Below are 26,591 nucleotides of genomic sequence, written 5' to 3' on the forward strand. Positions count from 1 at the left end.
GTCCGCGGTGCGGGCGTGCGCGGCGCAGCCGGGGCCGACGCGGCGGGAGCTGCGGGCTCCTCGACGACCGGGGCGGGCGCTGCGGCCGGCTCGGGCGTCGTCGCCGGCGCAGCCTGCGCGGCTGCGACGTCGAACGGGATCAGCTCCTCGACGGCGGGGGCGTCGTCCTCGTCCCCGGCCGCACGGGCGGCGGCCTGGGCCGCGCGACGCAGCTCCTGCTTCTGGTCGGCCTTCTTCTTGGTCGGGCCGAGCACCATGATCATGTTGCGCCCGTCCTGCTTGGGCGAGCTCTCGACGAAGCCGAGCTCGGCGACGTCGTCGGCGAGGCGCTGCAGCAGGCGGATGCCCATCTCCGGGCGCGACTGCTCGCGGCCACGGAACATGATCATGACCTTGACCTTGTCGCCGGCCTTGAGGAACCGCTCGACGTGGCCCTTCTTGGTGCCGTAGTCGTGCGGGTCGATCTTCAGCCGGAAACGGATCTCCTTGAGGACCGTGTTCGTCTGGTTGCGCCGGGCCTCGCGGGCCTTCATGTCTGCTTCGTACTTGAACTTGCCGTAGTCCATGATCTTGCAGACGGGCGGACGGGCGTCCGGGGCGACCTCGACGAGGTCGAGGTCGGCGTCCTGGGCCAGGCGCAGTGCGTCCTCCACGCGGACGATGCCGACCTGCTCGCCGTTGGGGCCGACCAGGCGGACCTCGGCGACGCGGATCCGATCGTTGATGCGGGGCTCGCTGATGTGGTGCTCCTCGGGTTCGTCGTGGGCGGACCGTCAGGAACGAGGAAGGCCCCCGTCCTGAGCACAGGAGGAGGCCTCGTACGTCCGCGGCGCACGCGCGACCGGAATGGTCGCCACGACACCCGCCGGCGGGACGAACCGCCGACGTCACGGACTGGGACCCGGTCCCTGTCGCCGGCGCGAGCCGGTCGGTCGAGACCCAGGTGGGAGGTTCTCCACTTGTGCCCCTGGACCGTCGGATCCCGTTCCCCGTGAAGGGAGCGGAGCGCGGTCGCAGGTCAGTCGTGGACAAGGTTACCAGACGGCGGCGCGCGCACGCCCCACGCGGCGACGGCACCGTCCGGCGACCCCTGCGTCAACCGTCGGTAAACTTGAACTATTCCAGTCTCGGTGCTTGGCTGGGGCCGTGGACGACACCGCCCTCCTGCGCAGCCACGGCCTGCGGGTGACCAGTCCGCGCGTCGCCGTGCTCGACGCGCTGCACCGCACCCCGCACGCCGACGCGGACACCGTGCTGCGCCTCGTGCGCGAGCGCGTGCCGTCCGTCTCCGTGCAGGCGGTCTACGACGTGCTCCGCGCGCTCACCGCCGCCGGGCTGCTGCGCCGCATCGAGCCCGCCGGCCACGCCGCGCGGTACGAGCGGCGCGTCGGGGACAACCACCACCACGTCGTGTGCCGCGGCTGCGGCGCCATCGACGACGTCGACTGCGTCGTCGGCCACTCCCCCTGCCTCACCCCCTCGTCCACGTCGGGCTTCGCCGTCGACACCGCCGAGGTGACGTTCTGGGGCCTGTGCCCCGCCTGCGCGGCCACCGCCGAGTCCTGAGCCCCCGCGCCCCCACCTTTGCCGCACCACCCACCCTGGAGAGGACACCCATGTCTCACGTGCCCCCGACGACCACGAACGCCGGCGCGCCCGTCGCGTCCGACGCGCACTCGCTCGCGGTCGGGTCCGACGGCCCGATCGTCCTGCACGACCACTACCTCGTGGAGAAGCTCGCCCAGTTCAACCGCGAGCGCGTGCCCGAGCGGGTCGTGCACGCGAAGGGCGGCGGCGCCTTCGGCACGTTCACGACGACCGGCGACGTGAGCGCGTACACCCGGGCCGCGCTGTTCCAGCCGGGGGTGAGCACCGACATGCTCGCGCGCTTCTCGTCGGTCGCCGGCGAGAACGGCTCGCCCGACACGTGGCGCGACCCGCGCGGGTTCGCGCTGAAGTTCTACACGTCCGAGGGCAACTACGACCTCGTCGGCAACAACACCCCGGTGTTCTTCATCCGTGACGGCATCAAGTTCCCCGACTTCATCCACTCGCAGAAGCGCCTGCCGGGCACGCACCTGCGCGACAACGACATGCAGTGGGACTTCTGGACCCTCTCCCCCGAGTCCGCGCACCAGGTCACGTGGCTCATGGGCGACCGCGGCCTGCCGTCGTCGTGGCGGCACATGGACGGCTTCGGCTCGCACACGTACCAGTGGGTCAACGCCGCCGGCGAGCGGTTCTGGGTCAAGTACCACTTCACGACGCAGCAGGGCATTGACAACCTCACCGCCGACGAGGCCGCGCAGCTCGCGGGGTCGGACGCCGACCACCACATCCGCGACCTGTGGGGTCACATCGCCGAGGGCGACTTCCCCCGCTGGACGCTGTCCGTGCAGGTCATGCCGTACGAGGACGCGAAGACCTACCGCTTCAACCCGTTCGACCTGACGAAGGTGTGGCCGCACGCGGACTACCCGCTCGTCGAGGTCGGCGTGATGGAGCTCAACCGCAACCCCGACAACTACTTCGCGCAGATCGAGCAGGCCACGTTCGCGCCGTCGAACTTCGTGCCCGGCATCGCCGCCAGCCCGGACAAGATGCTGCTCGCGCGGATCTTCTCCTACGCGGACGCGCACCGGTACCGCGTCGGGACCAACCACGCGCAGCTGCCCGTGAACGCCCCGCACTCCGAGGTGCACTCGTACTCCAAGGACGGCGCGGCCCGCATCTCCTTCGCCGGCCCCGACGTCCCCGTGTACGCGCCGAACTCCGCGGGCGGTCCTGCCGCGGACCCGGCCCGGGCGGCCGAGTCGGGCGGCTGGGAGTCGGACGGCGCGATGGTCCGCGCCGCCGCGACGCTGCACGCCGAGGACGACGACTTCGGTCAGGCCGGCACGCTCTACCGCGACGTGTTCGACGACGCCGCCCGCGCGCGCTTCCTCACGACGATCACGGGGCACGTCGGCGGCGTCCGCCGGGACGACATCCGCGAGCGCGCGATCCAGTACTGGACGCAGGTCGACGCGGGCCTCGGCGCTGCGCTCCGGGCTGCGCTGAACGGCACCGCGCCGGTCGAGAACGGCGAGCCCGCCACGGCGAGCGTGCCGGTCGCCTGACCGACGACCGAGACCCCGTCCCCTCCGCACCCGGGGGGCGGGGTCTCGCCGTCCGGCGATGAGAGGATCGGTCCCATGACCGTCCCCTCCGGCGACACCGCCGAGCCCACCGTGGGCACCACCGAGACCGACACCGTCACGGGAGCGACGCGCGACATCGCCGACGTCGCCGCCGTCGAGGTCATCACCACCGCGGCCGTGCACCTCATGAGCGCCGCCGCCGTGAAGTGCGGCCTCGCGGAGGACGGCCCCGACGGGCGCGGTGCCGAGTACCAGGACCTCGACGAGGCCCGCAAGCTCATCACCGCGCTCGCCGCGCTCGTCACGGCGTCGGCGCCCGACATCGGCAACCAGCACGCGCGCTCGCTGCGCGACGGCCTGCGCTCGCTGCAGCTCGCGTTCCGCGAGGCGTCGGTGATCCCCGACGCGCCCGGCGAGGGTCCCGGCGAGAAGTTCACGGGCTCGGTGGTCTGACACCCGCGGTCAGACGGCCGCGGGCGCCTTCTCGTGTCCGGTGACGTCTGCCGGCTCGCTCGACGGGCCGGCGACGTCCGAGGGCGTCGTCTCCGGGCCGACGACGTCCGCGGGCGTCCTCTCCAGGTCGGCGACGTCCGCAGCGGTCCGCGCGTCGGCCGGGACGGCCAGGGCCACCGGGCCGCGACGCACCGCCGCGAGGCGCAGGACGACGAGCCCCCCGACCGCCACGGCACCCCCGACCGCCGCCGCGGTGAGGAAGCCCGCCCCGGGCGTCGCGCGGTCGATGACCCACCCGCACAGCGGCGCGCCGAGGGCGTTGCCGACGGTCGACATCGTCCCGCTCCAGCCCATGACCTCGCCGCGGCGGTGCTCCGGCACCAGGCGCACGAGGGTCGCGTTGATCGACGACAGCGCGGGTGCGCAGGGCAGCCCGGCGACCACGACCGCGAGCGCGAGCCACAGCGGCACGGGCGCGAACGCCGCCGGCACGGTCGCCACGGCCAGGATCGCGACGAGCGCGAGCGGCGACGGCGAGCGGTGGCGCGCGCCGTGGACGAGGCCGCCGACGACCGAGCCGCCCGCCCACAACGCGATCATCCAGCCCACGTCGCCCGCGCGGCCGACGTCGTTGAGCGACGCGACGAGCGCGACGTCCGTCCCGACGAGCACGAACGACGCGGCGACGGCGGCGAGCAGGACGACCACGAGGTCCGGCCCGAGCACCTTCTCGCGACGCCCGCTCACCGGCGGGGCGTCGAGCGACGCGACCGACCGGGTCGGCGGGTTCGCCCACAGCAGCAGGACGCCCGCGCCGACGGTCGTGACGCCGACGAACGTCAGCGCCGCGAACGTCGAGACCTGTGTCGCGAGCACCACGCCCAGCACGGGCGCGAGCATGAACGTGACCTCGACGGCGACCGAGTCGAGCGCGAACGCGGACCGCTGCTGGGCGAGCGGCACCATGACGGACAGCGACTGCCGGGTCACCGAGAACACGGGCACGAGGAACAGGCCGCCGACGAACGCGGCCACGACGAGCGCCTCGTAGGACAGGTGCGGCGCGCACACCCACACGGCGGACTCGACGACGACCGACGGGACGACGGCGCGCCGCAGGCCGATGCGGTCGACGAGCCGCCCGCGCCACGGTGCCCCCACGGCCGCGCCGACGGTCATCGCACCGGCCACGAGACCGGCCTGCGCGTACCCGCGACCGAGCGAGGTGACGACGTGGAGCGTGAGGACGACGCCCGTCATGGCGTGCGGGATGCGGGCGACGAACGACACGGCGAACAGCCGCCCCACCCCCGGGAGGCGCAGCAGGGCGCCGTAGGGGAAGCGGGACACGGGCTCCATTGTCGCCCGGGGCGCGCGCCGCTCCGAGCCATTTCCGGGCGGCCGCGGCGTGGCGCGCGGCACGTCCGCCCGGTGCGTCACCCAGCTGGGCGACCCGGGCCCGCGCCACGCTCCTATCCTGGGGCGATGCCGACCGAGACACCCCCTGCCGGCCCGTCCGACCCACCGGTCCCCGCGCGACCACCGTCGCCCGCTGCCCCGTCGGGGGCACCCACCGCGCCGCTCCCGCCGGTGACCGCCTCCTCACCCCTGACGCACGCACCGCCGCCGGACGGCGCTGCGCCCCGGCGCCCGCGGCGTGCGGCCGTCGGTGTCCTCGCGGGCGTCCTCGTGCTCGTCCTGGTGCTCGGCACGCTCCTCACCGTCCGGCTCGTCACCACCACGCGCGCGTGGGAGCGCACCGCCGCCGACTGGGAGGACCTCGCGCGCACGCACGGCACGCAGCTCGCACAGGCCCAGACCGACCTCGAGGCGGCCCACGCCGAGCTCGCGGACACCCAGACGCAGCTCGCGACCGCGCAGCAGCGCATCACCGAGCTCGCCGACGAGAAGGCCCGGCTCGGCGACACGACCGCCTCGCAGCAGCAGCTCGCCGACTACCAGGCCCGCGTCTCTCAGGCAGCGGGGCAGGTCGCCACCGCGCTCGCGAACTGCATCGACGGCCAGGAGCGCCTCATCGGCTACCTGCGCGAGTCCGACCGGTACGACGCGGCCGACCTGGAGCGGTTCGCGACGGACGTCGACCGGGTCTGCGGCGCGGCGACCGACGCGAACGCGTCCCTGCAGCGCGAGCTCGACCGGTGACGGGCCGCCGGCGGACCCGCGCGGCCGTGGCCGTGGCCGTCCTCGTCGCGTGCGCCGCCCCGACGGGCTGTGCGGCGCTGCCCGCGATGCCCGCCCCGGTTCCCACGAGCGTCGTGCCGAGCCGCGACCCGGCCGCGGCCCCGACGTCGTCAGGGAACCTGTCCCCCGACGGGTTCGACGCGGCGCAACGCATGGCGGTGCGGATCCGCAACATCGGGTGCGGGTCGCTCTCCACGGGGTCCGGCTTCGCGATCGACGCGAACACGCTCGTGACGAACCGGCACGTCGTCGAGGACTCGGCGACGCTGCAGCTCAGCACCTACGACGGCCGCGACGTCGCGGCGACCGCGGCGAGCACCGCCGGGCTCGCGGACCTGGCGATCGTCCGCACGGCCGACCCGCTGCCCGCCGCACCCGAGCTCGCCGACGCCGACCCGGTGACCGGCGACGCCGTGACGGTCGTCGGGTACCCGCTGGGGCAGCGGCTGACGATCACGACGGGCACGGTCCTCGGGGCGACGACCGACCCGCTCAACGTCAACCTCGGCGAGGTCCTCGTGACCGACGCCCCCGTCGAGCCGGGCAGCTCGGGGTCCGCGGCGCTCGACGCGGACGGCCGCGTGATCGGCGTCGTCTACGCCAAGGACGAGCAGGGGTACAGCTTCGTGGTGCCCGTGAGCACGCTGCGGTCCATGCTGGACGACGAGTCGGCGTTCACCGCGGCGCCGACCTGCTCCTGACCCGCGCGTGACCTGCTCCTGAGACCACGGAGGCACCGATGTCCGACGCACCCCGCTTCGACCCGTCGCTGCTCGCCAGCGCCGCCAACGACAACCTCACCGTCCGACGCGTCTTCGGTGAGGCGTACGAGCGCGAGGGCGTGCTCGTCATCCCCGTCGCGCGCGTCTCGGGCGCCACCGGGATGGGCTCGGGCGGCGGCGAGAGCGACCTGCCGTCCGGCCCGACGTTCGGCCGCCGCTCCTCGGAGGTCGAGCCGCACGTGAGCCACGGCCTCGGTCACGGCGGGGGCGGCGGCTACGCGGCGCACGTCAAGGCCGTCGGCGTCTTCGTGGTCGACGGCGCGGGGGTGCAGTGGCGGCCGACGCTCGACCTCAACCGCGTGATCCTCGGCGGGCAGGTGGTCGCGGCCACCACGGCAGCGGTCGTGGCGTTCGCCTGGGCGTTCCGGCGCCGCCGCTGACCTCCTCGGCGGTTGCCGCGGTGTCGCCTGCGATCAACCGGCCACCCGCGCGGCCCGCGCCTGCGGTCAGCCGGCCGAACGCAGGCGCAGCTCGAGCGAGTCCACGCGCTCGGTGACGGTTGCGTCGGCCGCCAGCGCGCCGTTGACGCGCGCGAGGACGGCGTCGAGCCCGGCCCGGTCCAGGCCGGGCACGAGGGTGAGGACGACGGCGACCTCGGCGCGCGCGCCCGGTTCGGCGGTGGCGGTCACGACGCCGCCGACGGGGGCGAGCGCGCTCTCGACGGCGACGGCGACGTCGGGGTCGACGGCGCGGCCGACGACGGCCGGGCGCCACGGCTGCTGCTGCGCGAGGGCCCACACGGCGGTCCGGGGCAGCAGGGCCGTGAGGGGACCGCCGGGGTCGACGACGACGACCTCCCAGCCCTCCTGCACGGCCGACAGCGCGGCGCGCGTGACGTCGGTCGGCACGGGTCGGGCGTCGGTGCGCCACGCGGCCATCGCGGCGACGCTCGTGAACGCGGGCAGCGCGGTGCGGCCGTCGGGGGTCTGCAGCGCGACGATGCCCGCCGAGGCCTCCTTGTCGACCGTGTGCTGGTGCCCGTCGTGCTCGACCACGTCCGCGACCTCGAGCTCGGCGAGCACCGGGACGAGGACGCGCGTGCCCGCGAGCGCCTCGACCACGGCGGCGAGCGTCCCCTCGCCCGAGCCCAGCGCCGCCAGGGCGGCGGCGACCGCGGGGTCGGCGGAGCCGTCGTCGGAGGCGAACGGTGACGAGGGCGGCAGGGCGCGTCCGGTGCTCATCGGCGGTCCGTCAGGGTCGGTCGGGGCCGGACGTCAAGGACGGCCGGCGACGTCGAGCGCCTCGGGCAGCGTGAACGCGCCCGCATAGAGAGCCTTGCCGACGATCGACCCCTCGACGCCGACCGGGACCAGCGTGCGCAGCACCCGCAGGTCGTCGAGGCTCGACACGCCGCCCGACGCGACGACGGGCGCGTCCGTCCGCGCGCACACCTCGCGCAGCAGGTCGACGTTCGGGCCGCGCAGCGTGCCGTCCTTGGTCACGTCGGTGACGACGTACCGCGAGCACCCGGCGGCGTCGAGCCGGGCCAGGACCTCCCACAGGTCGCCGCCCTCCTGCGTCCAGCCGCGCGCCGCGAGCGTCGTGCCGCGCACGTCGAGGCCGACCGCGATCTGGTCGCCGTGCTCGGCGATGACGCGGGCCGTCCACTCCGGGTCCTCGAGCGCGGCGGTGCCGAGGTTGACGCGCGTCGCCCCCGTGCCGAGCGCGCGCGCGAGCGACGCGTCGTCCCGGATGCCGCCCGACAGCTCGATCTTCACGCCCTTGCCGGCCAGGTCCTGCGTGACCTCGGCGAGCAGGTCGGCGTTCGACCCGCGCCCGAAGGCCGCGTCGAGGTCGACGAGGTGGATCCACTCCGCGCCACCGACGTGCCAGTCGAGCGCCGCGGCGAGCGGGTCGCCGTACCCCGTCTCGGACCCGGCCTCCCCCTGGACGAGGCGGACGGCCTGGCCGTCGGCGACGTCGACGGCGGGCAGCAGCTCGAGGCGGTCGGTCATGGGGGTCCTCCGGGGCGTGGTGCGTTTCGGGGTGGGACGGGTGAGCGGGGTCAGCGCAGCGAGTCGACCCAGTGGGCCAGCAGCTGGGCGCCCGCGTCCCCCGACTTCTCGGGGTGGAACTGGGTCGCGGCGAGGGGGCCGTTCTCGACGGCGGCGACGAAGCGGTCGCCGTGCCGGGCCCATGTCACGAGCGGCGCGGTGAACGGGTGCGCGCCCTCGCTCTCGTCGGTCAGGGGGAACGAGCGGGCGCCGTAGGAGTGCACGAAGTAGAACCGCTCGTGCTCGAGCCCGCGGAACAGCGTCGAGCCGGCGGGCGGCTCGACGGTCGCCCAGCCCATGTGCGGGACGACGTCGGCCTCGATCCGGTCGACGACCCCGGGCCACTCCCCCAGCCCGTCGGTGCGCTCGCCGTGCTCGACGCCCTCGGCGAACATCACCTGCATCCCGACGCAGATGCCGAGGACGGGACGGCCGCCCGCGAGCCGCCGGTCGACCACCTGGTCGCCGCCGACCGCGCGCAGTCCGCCCATGACGGCGGCGAAGGCGCCGACACCCGGCACGACCAGGCCGTCGGCCTCGGTCGCGGCGTGCTTGTCCGCGGTCAGCTCGACCTGCGCGCCGACGCGCTGCAGGGCGCGCACGGCGGAGCGGACGTTGCCGAAGCCGTAGTCGAGGACGACGACGCGGGGCTGGGTGGGCACCGGCTCAGGTTACCGGGAGCGTGCGCAGGCCGCGGCGGGCGCCGGTCGGCGAGACGGCCGCGACGCGACGCCCGCTGCCGGAAGTCGCGCCGGTCCGCGACCCTCGCGCGCTCACCATCCGGCGTGCCGGTCAGCGACCCTTGCGCGCTCCCGCGAGCGCCCGCATGGCCTGCCAGCGCGACATCCCGACGCTCGACACCACGCCGGGGACGTCGGCCGCTGCGACCGACCCGAGCAGCAGGTCCTCGAGCACGGCGGGGGCGTCGGACAGCACGAGGCCCGCGGGCAGCTCGTCGTCACGGCTGCCGCCGATCCACCGCGTCGCCGTGATCTGGCCCTCGCGCCGCTCGAGCAGGATCACCGGCAGGGTACGCAGCAGCTTCGAGATCGCCTCGGCACCCACGGGCGCCGCCGCGGGGTCGCGCAGCACGGCGATCGCCCCGACGCCCGACGGGACGGCGTCCACGTCGACCTGCGCGAGCGCGCACGCCGCCGCGAGCGGCGCGGGCACGGCGACCTGCGTGACGACGAGCGCGACCGACGGCACCTCGGCGCCGCCGTCGAGCAGCGACGACAGGTCGTCGGGGACGACGACGTCGTCGGGTCCGGGCTGGTCGCCGCTCACAGCGCGCCCTTGGTCGACGGGATGCCGTCGACGCGCGGGTCGAGCGCGACCGCGAACCGCAGGGCCCGCGCGAGCGCCTTGAACTGCGCCTCGACGATGTGGTGCGGGTCCCGGCCCGCCAGCACCCGCACGTGGATGCTGAACGCGGCGTGGTGCGCGATCGACTCCAGGACGTGCCGCGTGAGCGAGCCCGTGAAGTGGCCGCCGATGAGGTGGTACTCCTGGCCGGCGGGCTCGCCCGAGTGCACGAGGTACGGACGGCCGGACACGTCGACGACGGCCTGCGCGAGCGCCTCGTCGAGCGGCACCGTCGCGTCGCCGTACCGGGAGATGCCGCGCTTGTCGCCGAGCGCGACGCGCAGCGCCTCGCCGAGCGCGATCGCGACGTCCTCGACGGTGTGGTGCGCGTCGATGTGCGTGTCGCCGGTCGCCCGGACCGTGAGGTCGATGAGCGAGTGCTTGCCGAGCGCCGTGAGCATGTGGTCGTAGAACGGCACCGTCGTCGAGATCTCGGTGCGTCCCGTGCCGTCGAGGTCGACCTCGACGACGACGCTCGACTCGCTCGTGGCACGCTCGACCCGCGCCGTGCGGGGCGCCGCGGTCGTCGGTGTCCCCGCGGTCGTCGGAGTGCTCACCGTTCCTCCTCGCTGCCGGCCGGGACGAGTCCCACGACCTGCGTCAGGGCGTCCTTGAACGCCGCCGTCTCCTGCGGGGTGCCCACCGACACCCGCAGCCACCCCTGCGGCCCGACCTCCCGGATGAGGACACCGCGGTCGAGCAGACCCTGCCAGACGGCCCGACGGTCGTCGAACGTGCCGAACAGGACGAAGTTCGCATCGGAGTCCGCGACCCGCAGCCCGCGCTCGCGCAGCCAGACGACGAGCGCGTCCCGCTCGTCGCGCAGCGCGCCGACCTGCGCCATGAGGCTCGGCGCGTGCGCGAGCGCCGCGCGCGCGACCGCCTGGGTCACGGCCGACAGGTGGTACGGGAGCCGCACGACGCGCAGCGCGTCGACGAAGGCGGTCGACGCCGCGAGATACCCGACGCGCGCACCGGCGAGGCCGAACGCCTTCGACATGGTGCGGCTCACGGCGAGGTGCGGGTGGTCGTCGAGCAGCTCGAGCGCGGACGGCGTGCCCCGGCGCCGGAACTCCCCGTACGCCTCGTCGACGACGACGACGCAGCCACCGGGCACCTGCGCGGCGGCGTCCAGCACCGCGAGCACGGTCGACGCAGGCAGCGCGGTCCCCGTCGGGTTGTTGGGGCTCGCGAGCAGGACGACCGACGGGGCGTGCTCGGCGATCGTCGCGCGGGCCACGTCGGGGTCGAGCCCGAAGTCCTCCTCGCGGCGGCCCGTGACCCACGCCGTCGACGTGTCGCGCGCGTACTCCGGGTACATCGAGTACGTCGGTGCGAACGACAACGCGGTGCGGCCGGGGCCGCCGAACGCCTGCAGGACGTGCAGCATGATCTCGTTCGACCCGTTCGCCGCCCACACCTGCCCGGGGTCGACGCGCACCCCCGACTCGACCGCCAGGTAGTCCGCGAGGTCGGCGCGCAGCGCGTCGAAGTCCCGGTCCGGGTACCGGTTGAGCCCGCGCGCCGCGTCCGCCACGGCCCGCGCGACGTCGGCGACGACCTCCTCGGACGGCGCGTACGGGTTCTCGTTGACGTTGAGCAGGATCGGCACGTCGAGCTGCGGGGCGCCGTACGGCTCGAGCCCCGCGAGCTCGGGGCGCAGCGGCAGCGCGGGACGGGCGAGGTCGGCGGTCACGGCACCGATTCTAGGGAGCCCGTCCGTGCGACGGCCGCGCCGTCCGCCGCCGGGGACGAACGTCCCCACCACGCCGGGGCGCCCCGTCCTAGCGTCGAAGGGCGCGGCACGTCACGAGCGTGCTGCACCCGGTGCTCGCACCCCCGGGCACCGCGCACCGTCGAGGAGGACGCTGATGCGCACGATGCTGGCGGCCGTGGTCCGCTCGTTCACCGAGGACCTGGAGATCACCGAGGTCCCGGTCCCCACTCCCGGCCCGCACGAGGCCCTCGTCCGCGTCGAGTTCACGGGCGTGTGCCACACCGACCTGCACGCCGCGCGCGGCGACTGGCCGGTGCAGCCGGCGCTCCCGTTCGTCCCGGGCCACGAGGGCGTGGGCACCGTCGTCGAGGTCGGCGACGAGGTGACGCGCGTCGCGGTCGGCGACCGCGTCGGCAACGCGTGGCTCGCGTCCGCCTGCGGCGAGTGCGAGTACTGCGCGACCGGCTGGGAGACGCTGTGCCCGCGACAGCGCAACAGCGGCTACTCCGTCGACGGCTCGTTCGCGCAGTACATGCTCGTCGACTCCCGGTACTGCCCGCTCGTCCCACCGGGCGTGGACCCCGCCGCAGCCGCGCCGATCCTGTGCGCCGGCGTGACCGTCTACAAGGGCCTGAAGACGACCGACACGCAGCCCGGCGACTGGGTCCTCGTCTCGGGCGTCGGCGGCCTCGGGCACCTCGCCGTCCAGTACGCGGTCGCGATGGGCCGGCGGGTCGTCGCGCTCGACGTCGACGACGCGAAGCTCGACCTCGCGCTCAAGCACGGCGCCGAGGTCGGCGTGAACGCCGCGACGGTCGACGACCCGGTCGCGCAGGTCCGCGACCTCACCGGCGGCGTGCACGGCGCGCTCGTCACGGCCGTCAACGGCGTCGCGTTCCCGCAGGCCGTCGGTGCGCTGCGCCGCGGGGGGACGGTGTCGCTCGTCGGCCTGCCGCCCGAGCAGTTCCCGCTCGACATCTTCACGACCGTGCTCAACGGCCTGACGGTGCGCGGCTCGATCGTCGGGACCCGCGCCGACATGACGGAGGCGCTCGACTTCTTCGCGCGCGGGAAGGTCGGGCCGACGTTCACGGTGCGGCCGCTCGGCGCGGTCAACGAGGTGCTCGACGACCTCACGCACGGACGGGTCGACGGGAGGGTCGTCCTCGACCTGCAGCACACCTGACACCGGCCCGACCCGGACCTGACCTGACCTGACGGTCGAGGCGTGGGCGCGCGCTCGCGCCCCGACCGGCGGGCCGAGGCGGTGACGCGTCGGCGCCAGAACCGGTGAGCGCCGGTCAGCGCCGGTCAGCGCCCGTCAGAGCCCGTCAGAACCGGGCGCGGACCGCCTCGCCGTGCGCCGGCAGACCCTCGGCGTCCGCGAGCGCGACGATGCGGTCGGCGACCTGGGCCAGCGCGTCCGCGTCGTACTCGACGACCTGCACGGCGCGCAGGAACGAGTGCACGCCGAGCCCGCTCGCGAAGTGCGCGCAGCCGCCGGTCGGCAGGACGTGGTTCGACCCCGCCATGTAGTCGCCGAGCGAGACGGGTGCGTACGGGCCGACAAAGATCGCCCCGGCGCTCGTGACTCGGTCGGCGAGCGCCGCCGCGTCGGCGGTCTGGATCTCCAGGTGCTCGGCGCCGTAGGCGTTGACGACGTCCAGGCCGGCGTCCAGGTCGTCCACCAGGACGATCGCGGACTGCGTCCCGGTCAGCGCGCGCGTCACACGCTCGCGGTGCCGGGTCACCTCGACGCGTGCGGCGAGCTTGGCCTCGACAGCGCCCGCGAGCTCGACGGACGGCGTGACGAGGACGGCCGCGGCCAGCGGGTCGTGCTCGGCCTGCGAGACGAGGTCCGCGGCGACGTGCGTCGCGTCGGCGGTGCCGTCCGCGAGGATCGCGATCTCCGTGGGCCCTGCCTCCGCGTCGATGCCGACGACGCCGCGCACGAGCCGCTTCGCCGCGGCGACGTACACGTTGCCCGGGCCGGTGATGACGTCGACGGGCTCGCACAGCGTCGTGCCGTCCTGCTCCTGCGAGCCCGCGGCGCCGTAGGCGAGCATCGCGACCGCCTGCGCCCCGCCCACGGCGTACACCTCGTCGACGCCCAGCAGCGCGCACGTCGCGAGCACGACGGGGTCGGGCAGCCCGCCCTCGTCCTTCTGCGGCGGCGAGGTCACGGCGAGCGACCCGACGCCCGCGGCCTGCGCGGCCACGACGTTCATGACGACCGACGACGGGTAGACCGCGAGACCGCCCGGCACGTAGAGGCCGACGCGGCGCACCGGGAGCCAGCGCTGGCGGACCGTCGCACCGGGCGCGACCTCGACCGTGAAGTCCTCCGGCCGCTGCGCGGCGTGCACGCGGCGGACGCGACGGATCGTCTCCTCGAGCGCGTCGCGCACCTCGGGCGCGAGCCGGTCGACCGCGGCGGCCACGGTCTCGGCCGGGACGCGCAGGTGGTGCGGCCGGACGCCGTCGAACCGCTCGGCGAGGTCCCGCAGCTCGGCGGCGCCGCGGGCCCGGACGCCCTCGATGATCGGGGCGACCGTCTGCGCGGCGTGCTCGACGTCGACCTCCGCGCGAGGCAGCTCGGCGAGGAGCTCACGACGGGACAGCACGCGACCGCGCAGGTCGATTCGGGAGATCACGGCCCGAGTCTACGAGCGCGGGCACGGCCTTTCCCGGTCGACCACGGTGCGGTCGCGCGCGACGACGCGACGGCACACTGCCGGGGCCGTGCCGCAGCCGCGTCCGGCGGCCACGCCGCGACCGGGCAGACTGCTGCCATGACGCGCGTGCCCATCGCCGACGACTCCATCCGCCTCGGCCAGTTCCTCAAGCTCGCCGACCTCGCCGAGACCGGCGCGCAGGCGCGCGAGCTGCTCGACGACGGCGCGGTGAGCGTCAACGGCGAGCCGGAGGCGCGTCGCGGACGTCAGCTCGTCCGGGGCGACCGCGTCGAGGTCGACCTGCCGACGGGCGTGGTGTCCGCGACGGTCGGCTGACGGCCGTCCCGGCCGGGCGCACCACCCGGCCCGGCGGTCTGTCCCGCCGGGTCAGTCCTGCCGGGTCAGTGCTGCGGGGTCAGTCCTGCCGGTAGAGGGGCTGGGCGGCGCCGAAGAGCTCGCCCCAGTCCCGCACCGTCCGCCCGGCGACCTGGTCGTCGAGCTGGTCGAGCGTGGCGTGCCACCCGCTGAGGTAGCCGCGTGCCGCCGGCTCGGTCAGGTCGCGGTGCTCGAGCACGAGCACCGTCCCGTCGCCGTCAGCCCGCAGCGTGACGCCGACGTGCGTGACGGGCTCGCCGGGGAACTGCCACGAGACGTCGAGCCGGTCCGGGCGGTCGCACACGAGGACCTCGCCCGTCGCGTTCTGGTCGGCGCCCGGCTCGTCCTCCCCCATCCGCAGCTCGTAGCGCCCACCGACCCGCAGGTCGCCGTGCAGCGGTCCGAGCCAGCGCGCGACGCGCTCGGGGTCGGTGACGCACGCCCACAGGTCGTCGACGTCGGTCGCGTACCGACGCTCGAACCGGACGGTCGCCCCTCTCGGCGTGGTGCTCAGCACCCCGCGCAGGTCCGTGCCGCTCATGTCGTCCTCCGCTCGTCGGTGCTCCCCGCATGAACGCCGGCCCGGTCGCCAGCCCGGTCGCCAGCCGGGTCGTCGACACGGCCGTCGGCATCGTCGTCGGCGGCGCCGTCGTCGGCGGCGAGCCGCCGCGCACGCTTCCCGCGCGCGACCTCGGTCCCGAGGGCGTCGAGCCGTGGCTCCCAGTACCGCCGCACGGTCCGTACCCAGCGCTCGACCTCGTCGAGCGGCTCGGGTCGGACCGCGTAGAGCCGCACGGGACCCTGGGCCTGCGACTCGACGACGCCCGCCTCGCGGAGCACGCGCAGGTGCCGCGAGGTCGCGGGCTGGCTGATCCCGAACTCGTCCCCGACGGCCGCGGCGAGGTCACCGGCGCTGCGCGTCCCGTCGGCGAGCAGCTCGACGAGCCGCCGTCGCACGGGGTCCCCCAGCGCCTCCATCACGTCCACGACGCCATGTTTGCACTGCGAGTTATATAACTCAAGCGTCACATGAGGTGTCGGCGGACACGCCTCAGGCCGACAGGCAGCTCGGTCCCAGGAGCGCCTTGAGGTCGCCGAACAGCGACGGCGACCGTTCCACCCGCAACCCGTCGCCGAGCCGCATGACCGTCGCCCGCCCCGGGCTCGTCAGGCGCAGGTGCACCTCGGTGATGCCCGGGTGCGTCGACAGCACCTCGCGCAGGCGCTCGACCAGCGGCTGCGTGCACCGCGCGACCGACAGCGACACCACGACGGGCGCGTCGGCGACCTGCGAGACGTCCGGCAGAGACACCTCCATCGCCTGCAGCTGCATCGTCTCGTCGCGACGGCGCACCCGGCCCTTGATGACGACCACCGCGTCCTCGGCGAGGACCGTCGAGTACGCCAGGTAGGTCTCGCCGAAGAACATGATCTCGACCGAGCCCTCCATGTCCTCGATCGTCACGGCGGCCCACGGGTTGCCCTGCTTCGACATCTTGCGCTGCAGCGACGTCACCAGGCCGGCCACGACGACGGTCGATCCGTCGGGACGCGCCTCGTCGGCCAGCAGCGTGGCGATCGACACGTCGGACGCCGCCGCGAGCACGTGCTCGATGCCCGACAGCGGGTGGTCCGACACGTACAGGCCGAGCATCTCCCGCTCGAAGGCGAGCCGCTGCTTCTTGTCCCAGTCGGGAAGGTCGGGGATCGCGACCGCGAAGCCGGGGGTGCCGTCGTCGCCGCCCATGAGGTCGGCGAACAGGTCGAACTGGCCCTCCGCCTCCTTGCGCTTGACCCCGATGACCGAGTCGACGGCCTGCTCGTGCACGAGCAGCAGCGCGCGCCGCGGGTGCCCGAGCGAGTCGAACGCGCCCGCCTTGATGAGCGACTCGATGGTCCGCTTGTTGCAGACGACCGCGGGCACCTTCTCGAGGAAGTCGGTGAAGGACGTGAACGCGCCCTTCTCCTCGCGGGTCCGCACGATCGCGTCGACGACGTTCGCGCCGACGTTGCGCACCGCCGTGAGGCCGAAGCGGATGTCGGTGCCGACGGCCGTGAAGTTCGCGGCCGACGAGTTCACGTCCGGCGGGAGCACCGTGATGCCCATGTGCCGGCACTCGCCGAGGTACAGGGCCGACTTGTCCTTGTCGTCCTTGACCGACGTGAGCAGCGCCGCCATGTACTCGACCGGGTAGTTCGCCTTGAGGTAGGCGGTCCAGTACGAGATGACGCCGTACGCCGCCGAGTGCGCCTTGTTGAACGCGTAGTCGGAGAACGGCAGCAGGATGTCCCACAGCGTCTGCACCGCGGCCATCGAGAAGCCGCGCTCCTGCATGCCGCCGGAGAAGCCCTCGAACTGCTTGTCCAGCTCGGACTTCTTCTTCTTGCCCATCGCGCGCCGCAGGATGTCGGCCTGGCCGAGCGAGTACCCGGCGACGCGCTGCGCGATCGCCATGACCTGCTCCTGGTAGACGATCAGGCCGTACGTCGTGCCGAGGATGTCCTCCAGGGGCTCCGCGAGCTCCGGGTGGATCGGCGTGACCTCCTGCGCGCCGTTCTTGCGCAGCGCGTAGTTGGTGTGCGAGTTCGCACCCATCGGGCCCGGGCGGTACAGCGCGCCGACGGCGGAGATGTCCTCGAAGTTGTCGGGGCGCATGAGGCGCAGCAGGGTCCGCATGCCGCCGCCGTCGAGCTGGAACACACCCAGCGTGTCGCCGCGTCCGAGCAGGTCGAACGTCTTCGGGTCGGTGAGCTCGAGCTCCTCGAGGACCACCGGGTCCTTGCCGTTCATCACGATGTTCTCGAGCGCGTCGTCGAGGATCGTGAGGTTCCGCAGCCCGAGGAAGTCCATCTTGATGAGGCCGAGGCCCTCGGACGTCGGGTAGTCGAACTGCGTGATGACGGCGCCGTCCTGCGGCCGCCGCATGATCGGGATGATGTCGATGAGCGGGTCGCTCGACATGATGACGCCGGCCGCGTGCACGCCCCACTGCCGCTTCAGGCCCTCGATGCCCTTCGCGAGCTCGACGACGCGCTGCGCCTCCGGGTCGGTGGCGTGGACCTGACGGAACTCCTCGGCCTCGTGGTACCGCTTGTCCGCCGGGTCGAAGATGCCCGTGAGGCTGATGTCCTTGCCCATGATCGCGGGCGGCATCGCCTTGGTGAGCTTCTCCCCCATCGCGAACGGCATGCCGAGCAGCCGGGCGGAGTCCTTGAGGGCCTGCTTGGCCTTGATCGTGCCGTACGTGACGATCTGCGCGACGCGGTCCTCGCCGTACTTGTCCGTCACGTACCGGATGACCTCGCCGCGCCGACGCTCGTCGAAGTCGACGTCGAAGTCGGGCATCGAGACGCGGTCGGGGTTGAGGAACCGCTCGAAGATCAGGCCGTGCTGCAGCGGGTCGAGGTCGGTGATCTTCATCGCGTACGCGGCCATCGACCCGGCACCCGAGCCACGGCCGGGACCCACGCGGATGCCGTGGTCCTTGGCCCAGTTGATGAAGTCGGCGACCACGAGGAAGTACCCCGGGAAGCCCATCTGCGTGATGACCTCGGTCTCGTACGCCGCCTGCTTGCGCACCTCGTCCGGGATGCCGCCCGGGTACCGGTGGTGCAGGCCCGCCTCGACCTCCTTGACGAACCAGCTCGTCTCGTCCTCGCCCGCCGGGACCGGGTAGTTCGGCATGTAGTTCGCCGACGTGTTGAACGAGACCTCGCACTGCTCCGCGATCCGCAGCGTGTTGTCGCACGCCTCGGGCAGCTCCGCCCAGATGCGCCTCATCTCCGCCGCGGACTTCACGTAGTAGCCGTCGCCGTCGAACTTGAACCGGTCCGGGTCCGCGAGCGTCGACCCCGAGTTGATCGCGAGCAGCGCCTCCTGCGAGGCGCTGTCCTCCTGCTTGACGTAGTGCAGGTCGTTCGTCGCGACGAGCGGCGCGCCGATCGTCTCCGACAGGCGCAGCAGGTCCTTGAGCACGCGGGTCTCGATGTCGATCCCGTGGTCCATCAGCTCGATGTAGAAGAAGTCCTTGCCGAAGATGTCCTGCAGCTCGCCCGCCACCCGGACGGCCTCGTCCCACTGGCCCAGGCGCAGCCGCGTCTGGATCTCCCCCGACGGGCAGCCCGACGTCGCGAGCAGCCCCGAGCCGTACGTCTCCAGCAGGTCCCGGTCCATGCGGGGCCACTTGCCCATCTGCCCCTCGAGCGACGCCAGCGACGACGCCCGGAACAGGTTGTGCAGGCCCTCGTTGTTCCGGGCCAGCAGCGTCATGTGCGTGTACGCACCGCGCGCCGAGACGTCGTCCGCCTCCTGGCCCTGGACGCCGAACCGCACGCGCGTCTGGTCGAACCGGCTCGTCCCCGGCGTGACGTACGCCTCGACGCCGATGATCGGCTTGATGCCCGCGGCCGTGCCCTTCGACCAGAAGTCGTAGGCCCCGAACAGGTACCCGTGGTCGGTCGTGGCGATCGCCGTCTGGCCCTGCCGCTCGACCTCCGCGAAGAGGTCCCCCAGCCGCGCCGCGCCGTCGAGCATCGAGTACTCGGTGTGCACGTGGAGGTGGACGAAGTCGGAGCCTCCAGCAGATGACATGCGGGCCATCCTAGGTGGCCCCGCCGACACCTCCGGCCGCCCCGCGACTGTGTCGGAGGTGGCGTGCACGACACGCCGGACGGCTCACCTCGGACGTGTGCGCGCCACCCTCCAGGACGTCGCGCGGACGGTCAGCGGTAGCCCGCCCCGAGTGTGTCCAGCGCGTCGGCTAGGTCCTGGGGGTACTCGCTCGTGACCTCGAGCCACTCCCCCGTCCCCGGGTGCTCGAAGCCCAGCCGGACCGCGTGCAGCCACTGCCGCGACAGCCGCGCGCGCGCCGCGAGCGTCGGGTCGGCGCCGTACGTGAGGTCGCCCACGCACGGGTGCCGCAGCGCCGCGAAGTGCACGCGGATCTGGTGGGTGCGGCCCGTCTCGAGGTGCACCTCGACGAGCGACGCCGACGGGAGCATCTCGAGCACCTCGTAGTGCGTGACCGACGGCTTGCCGTCCGCCACGACCGCGAACTTCCAGTCCGCCGAGGGGTGCCGCCCGATCGAGGCGTCGATCGTGCCCGTCGTCGGCTCCGGGTGCCCCTGCACGAGCGCGTGGTAGACCTTCTCGACCGTGCGCTCCTTGAACGCCCGCTTGAGCACCGTGTACGCGTGCTCGCTCTTCGCGACCACCATGAGCCCCGACGTGCCCACGTCGAGGCGGTGCACGACGCCCTGGCGCTCCGCGGCGCCCGACGTCGAGATCCGGTAGCCCGTGGCGGCCAGCGCGCCGACGACCGTCGGCCCCGTCCAGCCCGGCGACGGGTGCGCCGCGACCCCGACGGGCTTGTCCACGACGACCACGTCGTCGTCGTCGTGCACGATCCGCATGCCGGGCACCGGCTCGGGCACGACCGCCGGCGCCGACTCCGCCCGGGGGTCGGGCAGCTCGACCTCGAGCCAGCCGCCCGCGACCAGCCGGTCCGACTTGCCGACCTCCCGCCCGTCGACACGCACCCCGCCCGCCGCGGCGATCTCCGCGGCGCGTGTCCGGGACAGGCCGAGCAGCCGCGACAGCGCCGCGTCGACCCGCTCGCCCGCCAGGCCGTCGGGGACGGGCAGCGCGCGGACCTCAGGCACCGGGACGCTCCACGGTCGCACCAGCACCGGTGCCGGCCGGCCCAGCGGCGCCCCGGACGTCGTCCGCTGAGCCCGCGGTGGGCGCCGTACCGTCGGCGCCGTCGACATCGGCCGTCCCGTCCACGTCGGCGGTCCCGGCGACGTCGGCAGCTGCGTCCGTGTCTTCCGCACCCGTCGCGTCGCCGTCGCGCGACCCGTCCAGGTGCACGCCACGGGCCGCGAGCACCACGATCAGCCCCGCAGCGCCGACGATCGCGATGTCCGCGACGTTGCCGACGAACCAGTCGGCGTAGGCGATGAAGTCGACGACGTGCCCGCGCGCGAAGCCGGGCTCCCGGGCGAACCGGTCGACGAGGTTGCCGATCGCACCACCGAGCAGCAGCCCGAGGGCGACGGCCCACAGCGCGGAGCCGATCCGGCTCGCCGCCCGCACGACGACCACGACGACCACGGTCGCCACGATCGTCAGGACCCACGTCATGCCGGTCGCGATGGACAGCGCGGCACCGGGGTTGAAGACGAGCTGGAGCCCGAGCAGGTCACCGACGAGCGCGCGGCGCGTGCCCTCCTCGAGCGTCGCGAGCGCCCACTGCTTGGACGCCTGGTCGAGCAGCAGCACCCCCGCGGCGATCACGACGAGCGTCGTCAGCAGGCGCCGCCTGCGTGCGGGGGGTGTCGCGGGCGCGACCGGCCGAGGATCCGTCGTGGAGGGCACCGCAGGAGTCTACGGGCGCGTCAGCGACGCTCCTCGCGCTGCTTGCACTCGACGCAGAGCGTCGCCCGCGGGAAGGCCTGGACGCGCGCCTTGCCGATGGCCCGGCCGCACGACTCGCAGGTCCCGAAGGTGCCCGTCGAGATGCGTCCCAGCGCCCGCTGGGTCTGCGCGAGCAGGTCGCGCGTGTTGTTGACGAGCGTGAGCTCTTGCTCGCGCTCGAGGGCGGACGAACCCGAGTCGGCCTGGTCGTCGCCGGCGCCGTCGCCGGAGTTGCGCAGCAGGTCGGAGAGCTCGGCATCGGCGGCGGCGAGCTCGCTCGTCAGCCGGTCGATGTCCGCCGTCAGCTCCTCGGCGACCTCCTTGACCTCGCTCGCGGTCCAGGGGGTCTCGCCGTCGCGCACCGGGAACTGCTTCACGAGCTTGCTCAGGTCCTTCGTGTCCGGCGTCACGGCGACATCGCTCAGTGCGTCGTTGATTGCCACGTCCAGGTCCCCCCTGTCCTCGAAGTCACGCGACTTTATGCGTGGAAACGTCATGACACAACACACCACGCCGGGTGAAACCCGGCGTGGTGTGTTGTCGTGCTGTGCCGACCTGTGGCGACGCGGCCCGGGCGTCGCCCCTGGTCAGAGGTTCTGGCCGTCGCCCACCGGCTGCGCCTGACCGGAGCGCGGCGGGAGGGCGTTGCCCCGGTTGTCGAGGTCGCCGAGCAGGTTCTCGAGGTAGCTCTTGAGGCGCGTGCGGTAGTCGCGCTCGAACACGCGCAGCTCGTCGATCTTGCGCTCGAGGAGCGAACGCTCCTGCTCGAGCTGGCCGAGCGTGCGCTGCGACGTCTCCTCGGCCTCGCGCACGATGCGGTTGGCCTGCGTCTTCGCCTCGCCGACGAGCCGGTCCGACTCCTCCTGGCCGCTGCGGACGTAGTCGTCGTGCAGCTTCTGCGCGAGGGCGAGCATGCCGGTCGCGGACTCGGGCTCGCTGGGACGCTGGGGCGCGGCGACGGGCGCCGGTGCGACGACGGGCGCCGGCTGCGGCTTCACGAGCTCGGGCGCGGGCTCCGGCTTCGGGGCCGGCGCGGCCTGCTGGGCGCCTGCGCGGCTCAGCTCGGCGATGCGACGCTCCGCCGCGGCGAGCTTCGTCTTGAGGTCCTCGTTCTCGTTCTGCAGCTCGCGCAGGGTGTTGACGACCTCGTCCAGGAAGTCGTCGACCTCGTCCTGGTCGTACCCCTCGCGGAACTTCGTCGCCTGGAACTTCTTGTTCAGGACGTCGTCTGCGGTCAGCAGTGCCATCGTCGTCACCTCTGTCGGTCGAGCTGTGTCGGGCCGTGGCAGTCAACCGACCACCTCGGGCCACCGTAGCGGAGATTGTCGGAGGGGCACGCCCCCCGACACACGTCCGGGAAGGACCCGCGGATCCCGGTCGCGAGGGCTGTCACGAGGCCAGGCGGCTGAGCAGCGCCATGAGCAGCGAGCACCCCAGGACCAGGACGAAGAACGCCAGGTCGAGGCGCACCGAGCCGATCCCGACGGGCGGGAGCACGCGTCGCAGCGCCTTCAGCGGCGGGTCCGTGACGGTGTACGTGGCCTCCGCGATGACGAGCGCCACACCCCGAGGGCGCCAGTCACGGGCGAAGAACTGGACCCAGTCCAGGACCAGACGCACGAGCAGGATCAGGAAGAACGCCAGGACGACCAGGTACAGGACGCTGAAGACCAGTCCCACGTCAGCTCTGGTTGTAGAAGCCGGAGCGGCCGACGACCTGCTCGGCGGCGGGGTCGCCCGCGACCTCGACGTGCGCCGGGGACAGCAGGAAGACCTTGCTGGTCACGCGCTCGATCGCGCCGTGCAGACCGAAGATCAGACCGGCCGAGAAGTCGACGAGACGCTTGGCGTCCGCGTCGTCCATGTCGGTGAGGTTCATGATGACGGGCGTGCCCTCGCGGAACGCCTCGCCGATCTTGCGCGCGTCGTTGTAGGACCGCGGGTGGATCGTGGTGATCCGGCGCAGGTCGCCGACGGCGGGTGCGGGCTGCGCGACCGGCGCGGGGGTCCGCGGGGCCGGACGGTGCAGCGGGGTGACCTGGGCCTCGTACTCGTGCTCCACGGCGACATCTCCTGCGTCGAGGTCCTCGAGGTACTCCTCGTGCTCGGACCGGTCATCGGCCAGGCCGAGGTACAGCATCGTCTTGCGCAGCGCTCCGGCCATCGCCTGGCTCCCTCCCCGGATCATCTCCGGTCCTGCTCCCGGGCCCGGGCCCGGGCCGGGAGTCCGGCACCGGGAGCGACGGGCTCCCTCCGACGGTCACGCTAGCAACGCGTGCTCAGACCGCCACCGCGACACGCCCGCGACGTGCAGGTCTCGCCCGATCGTGGTGCCGCGCCCCCGGTCGGGACGCTCAGCGCGGGGTCCGGACGATCCCGGCGAACCGCCCCGTGCGACCCGTGCGGCGGTAGGAGAAGAGGGTCTCGTCGAGGTACGTGTCGCGCGCGACGTGCTCGACGCCCTCGACGCCGGCTCCGCGCAGGACGGCCAGGACCCCGGCCGGCAGGTCGAGCGCGGGCGTCCCCCACGCCGTGCGCGCCGCGACGTCGGGCACGACGTCGGCGACCTCGTCGCGCAGCTCGGCCGGCACCTCGTACGACGCGCCGGCGATCGACGGTCCGACCGCGGCGCGCAGGCGGTCGTGGCGCGCCCCGAGGGCGACGAGCCGCTCGACGGCCGCCTCGACGACGCCCGCGACCAGGCCGCGTCGCCCCGCGTGGACCGCGGCGGCGAGCCCGGCCTCGGCGTCCGCGATCAGGATCGGCACGCAGTCCGCGACGAGCACGCCGACCGCGACACCGGGGCCGGACGCGACCAGCGCGTCGACCTCCCCGACGGAGGCCAGCGGGTCCGGGTCGCCGGACGACGTCACGACCGCGACGTCACGCCCGTGCACCTGGGTGCCGAACGCCACGGGTGCGCCGGCCCACCCGGCCACGCGGGAGCGGTTCTCGGCGACGGAGGCCGGGTCGTCCCCGACGCCCGCACCGAGGTTGAGGCCGCCGTACGGCTCCGCGCTGACGCCGCCCGCGCGCGTCGTGAACCCCGCCCGGACGCCCGGGCCGAGGTCGACCGCGAGGACGACCGGCCCGGGCTGCGCCGCCACGACTACTTGAGGAAGTCGGGGACGTCGAGCTCCTCGCGCTCCCGGCGGGCCGACTCCTCGGAGAAGATCCGCGGGACCTCGAGCGCACCCGTGATCGGGGTCGGCTCCGCCTCGGTGGAGAGGAACGCCGGCACCTCGGGCTTCGCGGCGGGCCGCGCGGCCGCGTAGGCACCGACCGGGAGGACCTCGTCCTCGGGGTCGACGACCGGGCGCGGCGTCGGCACGGCGCTGACCGTGGGGACCTGGCGCACAGACGCGCCGCTGACCTGGCCGAGCGCGCGCGAGTCGCGGCGGACGACCGGGCCGCCGCCGTCGAAGCCCGCGGCGATGACCGTGACGCGGACCTCGTCGCCGAGCGCGTCGTCGATGACCGCACCGAAGATGATGTTCGCCTCGGGGTGCGCGGCCTCCTGGACGAGGCGCGCGGCCTCGTTGATCTCGAACAGGCCGAGGTCCGAGCCGCCCTGGATCGACAGCAGCACGCCGTGCGCGCCGTCGATGCTCGCCTCGAGCAGCGGGGAGGAGATCGCCATCTCGGCGGCCTGCACGGCCCGGTCCTCGCCGCGCGCGAAGCCGATGCCCATGAGCGCCGATCCGGCGCCCTGCATGACGGACTTCACGTCGGCGAAGTCGAGGTTGATGAGGCCCGGCGTGGTGATGAGGTCGGTGATCCCCTGGACGCCGGACAGCAGCACCTGGTCGGCGGAGTGGAACGCGTCGAGCACGGAGACCGAGCGGTCGGAGATCGACAGCAGGCGGTCGTTGGGGATGACGATGAGCGTGTCGACCTCGGCGCGCAGCGCCTCGATGCCGGTGTCCGCCTGCACGGAGCGGCGACGCCCCTCGAAGGTGAACGGGCGCGTGACGACCCCGATGGTGAGGGCGCCCAGCGAGCGGGCGATGCGCGCGACGACGGGCGCGCCGCCGGTGCCGGTACCGCCGCCCTCGCCCGCGGTGACGAAGACCATGTCGGCGCCGCGCAGGACGTCCTCGATCTCCTCGGCGTGGTCCTCGGCGGCCTTCTTGCCGACCTCGGGGTCCGCGCCGGCACCGAGACCGCGCGTGAGCTCGCGGCCGACGTCGAGCTTGACGTCGGCGTCCGACATCAGCAGGGCCTGGGCGTCGGTGTTGACGGCGATGAACTCGACACCCTTGAGGCCGACCTCGATCATGCGGTTCACGGCGTTGACGCCGCCGCCGCCGATGCCGACGACCTTGATGACCGCCAGATAGTTCTGCGGAGCTGCCACGGTGGGTGCCTCTCGTTCCGAGCCGATCGCGGGGTGCTGCCCGCGGGGGTCCGACCGCGACACGCGCGGTCGAGGTTCAACCTTCACGTTCAGGTTGAGGGTTAGAGTTATGTCAGGAGCGTTGTCAGTGCGTGACGCTAGGTGCCGCACGCCCCGCGTTCAACGACCGACGCCGCGTGTCTGGCGACGGGTTCGACGAGTTCCCCCGACCACCGCCGCGACCGTGCGGGCGGCCCGTGCCGCGAGCGTCGCGCGATCCCTCCACGATCAGCTCGTGATCGGCAGACGCGGGGCCGACACGTCGATCACCGTGGCCCCCGCCGCCGCACCCGACGACCGCAGCGTCGACAGCACCGCGATCTTCAGCGGTGTCTCCGACGCAGAGCCCCACTCGACCGTGACGCCGTCGCGCAGCTGCATCGCGACGGTGTCCTGCGTGCTCGCCGACACGCCCTGCACCTGCGCGAGCAGGTCCGCGGGCAGCTGCTCGAGGACCGAGAGCACCGCGCTCAGCGTGCGCGCGTCGCCCACCGGCACGTCCACGACCGGCAGCCCGTCCGGCGGCGCGTCCACCCGGCCGACCTGCACGCCCTCCATGTCGAGCAGGGCGAACCCCGTCGCGCCGTCCTCCGGCACGGCCGCCACCGGTTCGCGCGCGACGAGCACGACGAGCAGCCCGTGCGGCCACGCGCGCGTCACGCGCGCCTCGCGCACGCCGGGGACCTCGAGGACCTCGTCGCGCAGCCCCACCGTGTCGAGGCGCGGCAGGGGCGTGCCCGCGTGCGCGTCCGCGACGGCGAGCACCTGGTCGACGGCGACGACCGTGCCCGCACCCTCGACCTGCACGTCCTGCGGCTCCAGCGCCAGGACCGGCGAGAGCAGCAGGAGCCAGCCGAGCGCGCCGACGACGACCGTCCCGCCCGCGATCCCCGCGGCCTTGCGGCGCGCGACCGTGCGCCGGGCACGGGCCCGCTCGGCGAACCGGGCCGACGACGTCGGCGACACGACCGGCGGCGCGACGGGCCCGCCGCGGGGTCCCAGCGTGCGGGAGCCCGCCGTGTACGTCGTCACGGCGCGACCGAACGGCGTCCCGTCCGGCGCAGCGGTCTCGGCGGC

At 73.9% G+C, this 26,591-nt stretch carries 29 protein-coding genes; 8 read left to right on the forward strand and 21 right to left on the reverse strand.

Annotation, left to right across the window (positions count from 1 at the left end; translation table 11 throughout):
* On the reverse strand, positions 1-740 hold a 740-nt coding region (infC, locus tag CBZ_RS09595; RefSeq protein WP_246013225.1), incomplete at its 3' end, for a translation initiation factor IF-3.
* 406 nt (positions 741-1,146) lie between these two features.
* Between infC and CBZ_RS09600 the strand changes: the two genes are divergently transcribed.
* The 3 genes from CBZ_RS09600 (at position 1,147) to CBZ_RS09610 (ending at position 3,593) form a co-directional block, all read left to right on the forward strand.
* Positions 1,147-1,566 (forward strand): Fur family transcriptional regulator, encoded by a 420-nt coding sequence (locus CBZ_RS09600; RefSeq protein ID WP_130781340.1) that lies wholly within the window; start codon positions 1,147-1,149, stop codon positions 1,564-1,566.
* A 50-nt stretch (positions 1,567-1,616) separates the two neighbouring features.
* The gene (locus tag CBZ_RS09605) at positions 1,617-3,119 is read left to right on the forward strand and encodes a catalase (RefSeq protein ID WP_130781341.1); all 1,503 of its coding nucleotides are present in this window, start codon (positions 1,617-1,619) and stop codon (positions 3,117-3,119) included.
* Positions 3,120-3,194: 75 nt separating this feature from the next.
* The gene (locus tag CBZ_RS09610; protein ID WP_246013222.1) at positions 3,195-3,593 is read left to right on the forward strand and encodes a DUF1844 domain-containing protein; all 399 of its coding nucleotides are present in this window, start codon (positions 3,195-3,197) and stop codon (positions 3,591-3,593) included.
* A gap of 9 nt (positions 3,594-3,602) precedes the next feature.
* Here the strand turns inward: CBZ_RS09610 and CBZ_RS09615 are convergent, their stop codons facing one another.
* Positions 3,603-4,952, reverse strand: a complete 1,350-nt coding sequence (locus tag CBZ_RS09615; protein ID WP_130781342.1) for an MFS transporter — start codon at positions 4,950-4,952, stop codon at positions 3,603-3,605.
* Between the two features lie 231 nt (positions 4,953-5,183).
* Here CBZ_RS09615 and CBZ_RS09620 point away from each other — a divergent pair, with 231 nt between their 5' ends.
* Genes CBZ_RS09620 through CBZ_RS09630 form a run of 3 tightly spaced genes read left to right on the forward strand, consistent with a single transcriptional unit; the run spans position 5,184 to position 6,957 of the window.
* Positions 5,184-5,756: an efflux RND transporter periplasmic adaptor subunit gene (locus CBZ_RS09620; protein WP_246013223.1), complete on the forward strand. Its 573-nt coding sequence runs from the start codon at positions 5,184-5,186 to the stop codon at positions 5,754-5,756.
* Between the two features lie 26 nt (positions 5,757-5,782).
* Positions 5,783-6,496 (forward strand): S1C family serine protease, encoded by a 714-nt coding sequence (locus CBZ_RS09625; RefSeq protein WP_373862164.1) that lies wholly within the window; start codon positions 5,783-5,785, stop codon positions 6,494-6,496.
* Between the two features lie 38 nt (positions 6,497-6,534).
* On the forward strand, positions 6,535-6,957 hold the full coding sequence (locus CBZ_RS09630; protein WP_130781343.1) for a spore germination protein GerW family protein: 423 nt from the start codon (positions 6,535-6,537) through the stop codon (positions 6,955-6,957).
* A gap of 66 nt (positions 6,958-7,023) precedes the next feature.
* Here CBZ_RS09630 and CBZ_RS09635 read toward each other — a convergent pair whose 3' ends face one another.
* The 6 genes from CBZ_RS09635 to CBZ_RS09660 form a co-directional block, all read right to left on the reverse strand.
* Complete coding sequence (locus CBZ_RS09635; protein WP_130781344.1) at positions 7,024-7,758, reverse strand: SseB family protein; 735 nt, start codon at positions 7,756-7,758, stop codon at positions 7,024-7,026.
* Between the two features lie 33 nt (positions 7,759-7,791).
* Entirely contained in the window at positions 7,792-8,532 is a 741-nt protein-coding gene (gene priA, locus CBZ_RS09640) for a bifunctional 1-(5-phosphoribosyl)-5-((5-phosphoribosylamino)methylideneamino)imidazole-4-carboxamide isomerase/phosphoribosylanthranilate isomerase PriA (RefSeq protein ID WP_130781345.1), read from the reverse strand.
* Between the two features lie 50 nt (positions 8,533-8,582).
* Complete coding sequence (hisH, locus tag CBZ_RS09645; protein WP_130781346.1) at positions 8,583-9,233, reverse strand: imidazole glycerol phosphate synthase subunit HisH; 651 nt, start codon at positions 9,231-9,233, stop codon at positions 8,583-8,585.
* A 130-nt stretch (positions 9,234-9,363) separates the two neighbouring features.
* The gene (locus CBZ_RS09650; protein ID WP_130781347.1) at positions 9,364-9,858 is read right to left on the reverse strand and encodes a hypothetical protein; all 495 of its coding nucleotides are present in this window, start codon (positions 9,856-9,858) and stop codon (positions 9,364-9,366) included.
* On the reverse strand, positions 9,855-10,493 hold the full coding sequence (gene hisB / locus CBZ_RS09655) for an imidazoleglycerol-phosphate dehydratase HisB (protein WP_130781348.1): 639 nt from the start codon (positions 10,491-10,493) through the stop codon (positions 9,855-9,857). The genes CBZ_RS09650 and hisB overlap by 4 nt, the downstream gene beginning before the upstream one ends.
* Positions 10,490-11,632: a histidinol-phosphate transaminase gene (locus CBZ_RS09660; RefSeq protein ID WP_130781349.1), complete on the reverse strand. Its 1,143-nt coding sequence runs from the start codon at positions 11,630-11,632 to the stop codon at positions 10,490-10,492. Before CBZ_RS09660 ends, hisB begins: the two co-directional genes overlap by 4 nt.
* A 175-nt stretch (positions 11,633-11,807) precedes the next feature.
* Here CBZ_RS09660 and adhP point away from each other — a divergent pair, with 175 nt between their 5' ends.
* Positions 11,808-12,839 carry an alcohol dehydrogenase AdhP gene (adhP, locus tag CBZ_RS09665; protein ID WP_130781350.1) on the forward strand — a complete coding sequence of 344 codons (1,032 nt, stop codon included), beginning with the start codon at positions 11,808-11,810 and terminating at the stop codon, positions 12,837-12,839.
* A 145-nt stretch (positions 12,840-12,984) separates the two neighbouring features.
* On the opposite strand, the gene hisD is transcribed toward adhP, so the two are convergent.
* The gene (gene hisD, locus CBZ_RS09670; RefSeq protein WP_130781351.1) at positions 12,985-14,307 is read right to left on the reverse strand and encodes a histidinol dehydrogenase; all 1,323 of its coding nucleotides are present in this window, start codon (positions 14,305-14,307) and stop codon (positions 12,985-12,987) included.
* 138 nt (positions 14,308-14,445) lie between these two features.
* On the opposite strand from hisD, the gene CBZ_RS09675 reads away from it, so the two are divergent.
* Complete coding sequence (locus CBZ_RS09675) at positions 14,446-14,664, forward strand: RNA-binding S4 domain-containing protein (RefSeq protein WP_130781352.1); 219 nt, start codon at positions 14,446-14,448, stop codon at positions 14,662-14,664.
* Between the two features lie 79 nt (positions 14,665-14,743).
* On the opposite strand, the gene CBZ_RS09680 is transcribed toward CBZ_RS09675, so the two are convergent.
* The 12 genes from CBZ_RS09680 to CBZ_RS09735 form a co-directional block, all read right to left on the reverse strand.
* Entirely contained in the window at positions 14,744-15,244 is a 501-nt protein-coding gene (locus tag CBZ_RS09680; RefSeq protein ID WP_130781353.1) for an SRPBCC family protein, read from the reverse strand.
* Positions 15,241-15,681, reverse strand: a complete 441-nt coding sequence (locus CBZ_RS09685; protein ID WP_130781366.1) for an ArsR/SmtB family transcription factor — start codon at positions 15,679-15,681, stop codon at positions 15,241-15,243. Before CBZ_RS09685 ends, CBZ_RS09680 begins: the two co-directional genes overlap by 4 nt.
* Before the next feature lie 73 nt (positions 15,682-15,754).
* On the reverse strand, positions 15,755-19,294 hold the full coding sequence (gene dnaE / locus CBZ_RS09690) for a DNA polymerase III subunit alpha (protein WP_130781354.1): 3,540 nt from the start codon (positions 19,292-19,294) through the stop codon (positions 15,755-15,757).
* A 131-nt stretch (positions 19,295-19,425) separates the two neighbouring features.
* Positions 19,426-20,364: an RluA family pseudouridine synthase gene (locus CBZ_RS09695; protein WP_130781355.1), complete on the reverse strand. Its 939-nt coding sequence runs from the start codon at positions 20,362-20,364 to the stop codon at positions 19,426-19,428.
* A complete protein-coding gene (locus CBZ_RS09700) occupies positions 20,357-21,079 on the reverse strand; it encodes a signal peptidase II (RefSeq protein ID WP_130781356.1) in 723 nt (240 codons plus the stop codon). The genes CBZ_RS09695 and CBZ_RS09700 overlap by 8 nt, the downstream gene beginning before the upstream one ends.
* A gap of 20 nt (positions 21,080-21,099) precedes the next feature.
* The gene (locus CBZ_RS09705) at positions 21,100-21,561 is read right to left on the reverse strand and encodes a TraR/DksA family transcriptional regulator (RefSeq protein WP_130781357.1); all 462 of its coding nucleotides are present in this window, start codon (positions 21,559-21,561) and stop codon (positions 21,100-21,102) included.
* Between the two features lie 144 nt (positions 21,562-21,705).
* Positions 21,706-22,365 carry a DivIVA domain-containing protein gene (locus tag CBZ_RS09710; protein WP_130781358.1) on the reverse strand — a complete coding sequence of 220 codons (660 nt, stop codon included), beginning with the start codon at positions 22,363-22,365 and terminating at the stop codon, positions 21,706-21,708.
* Between the two features lie 142 nt (positions 22,366-22,507).
* Entirely contained in the window at positions 22,508-22,798 is a 291-nt protein-coding gene (locus tag CBZ_RS09715) for a YggT family protein (RefSeq protein WP_130781359.1), read from the reverse strand.
* Position 22,799: 1 nt separating this feature from the next.
* A complete protein-coding gene (locus CBZ_RS09720; protein ID WP_130781367.1) occupies positions 22,800-23,282 on the reverse strand; it encodes a cell division protein SepF in 483 nt (160 codons plus the stop codon).
* A 190-nt stretch (positions 23,283-23,472) separates the two neighbouring features.
* A complete protein-coding gene (pgeF, locus tag CBZ_RS09725; protein ID WP_130781360.1) occupies positions 23,473-24,225 on the reverse strand; it encodes a peptidoglycan editing factor PgeF in 753 nt (250 codons plus the stop codon).
* Between the two features lie 2 nt (positions 24,226-24,227).
* The gene (gene ftsZ / locus CBZ_RS09730; RefSeq protein WP_130781361.1) at positions 24,228-25,475 is read right to left on the reverse strand and encodes a cell division protein FtsZ; all 1,248 of its coding nucleotides are present in this window, start codon (positions 25,473-25,475) and stop codon (positions 24,228-24,230) included.
* Between the two features lie 267 nt (positions 25,476-25,742).
* A partial coding sequence (locus tag CBZ_RS09735; protein ID WP_307720751.1) for a cell division protein FtsQ/DivIB occupies positions 25,743-26,591 on the reverse strand: 849 nt, incomplete at its 5' end.

The sequence above is a fragment of the Cellulomonas biazotea genome, from assembly GCF_004306155.1.
Lineage (GTDB): Bacteria > Actinomycetota > Actinomycetes > Actinomycetales > Cellulomonadaceae > Cellulomonas > Cellulomonas biazotea.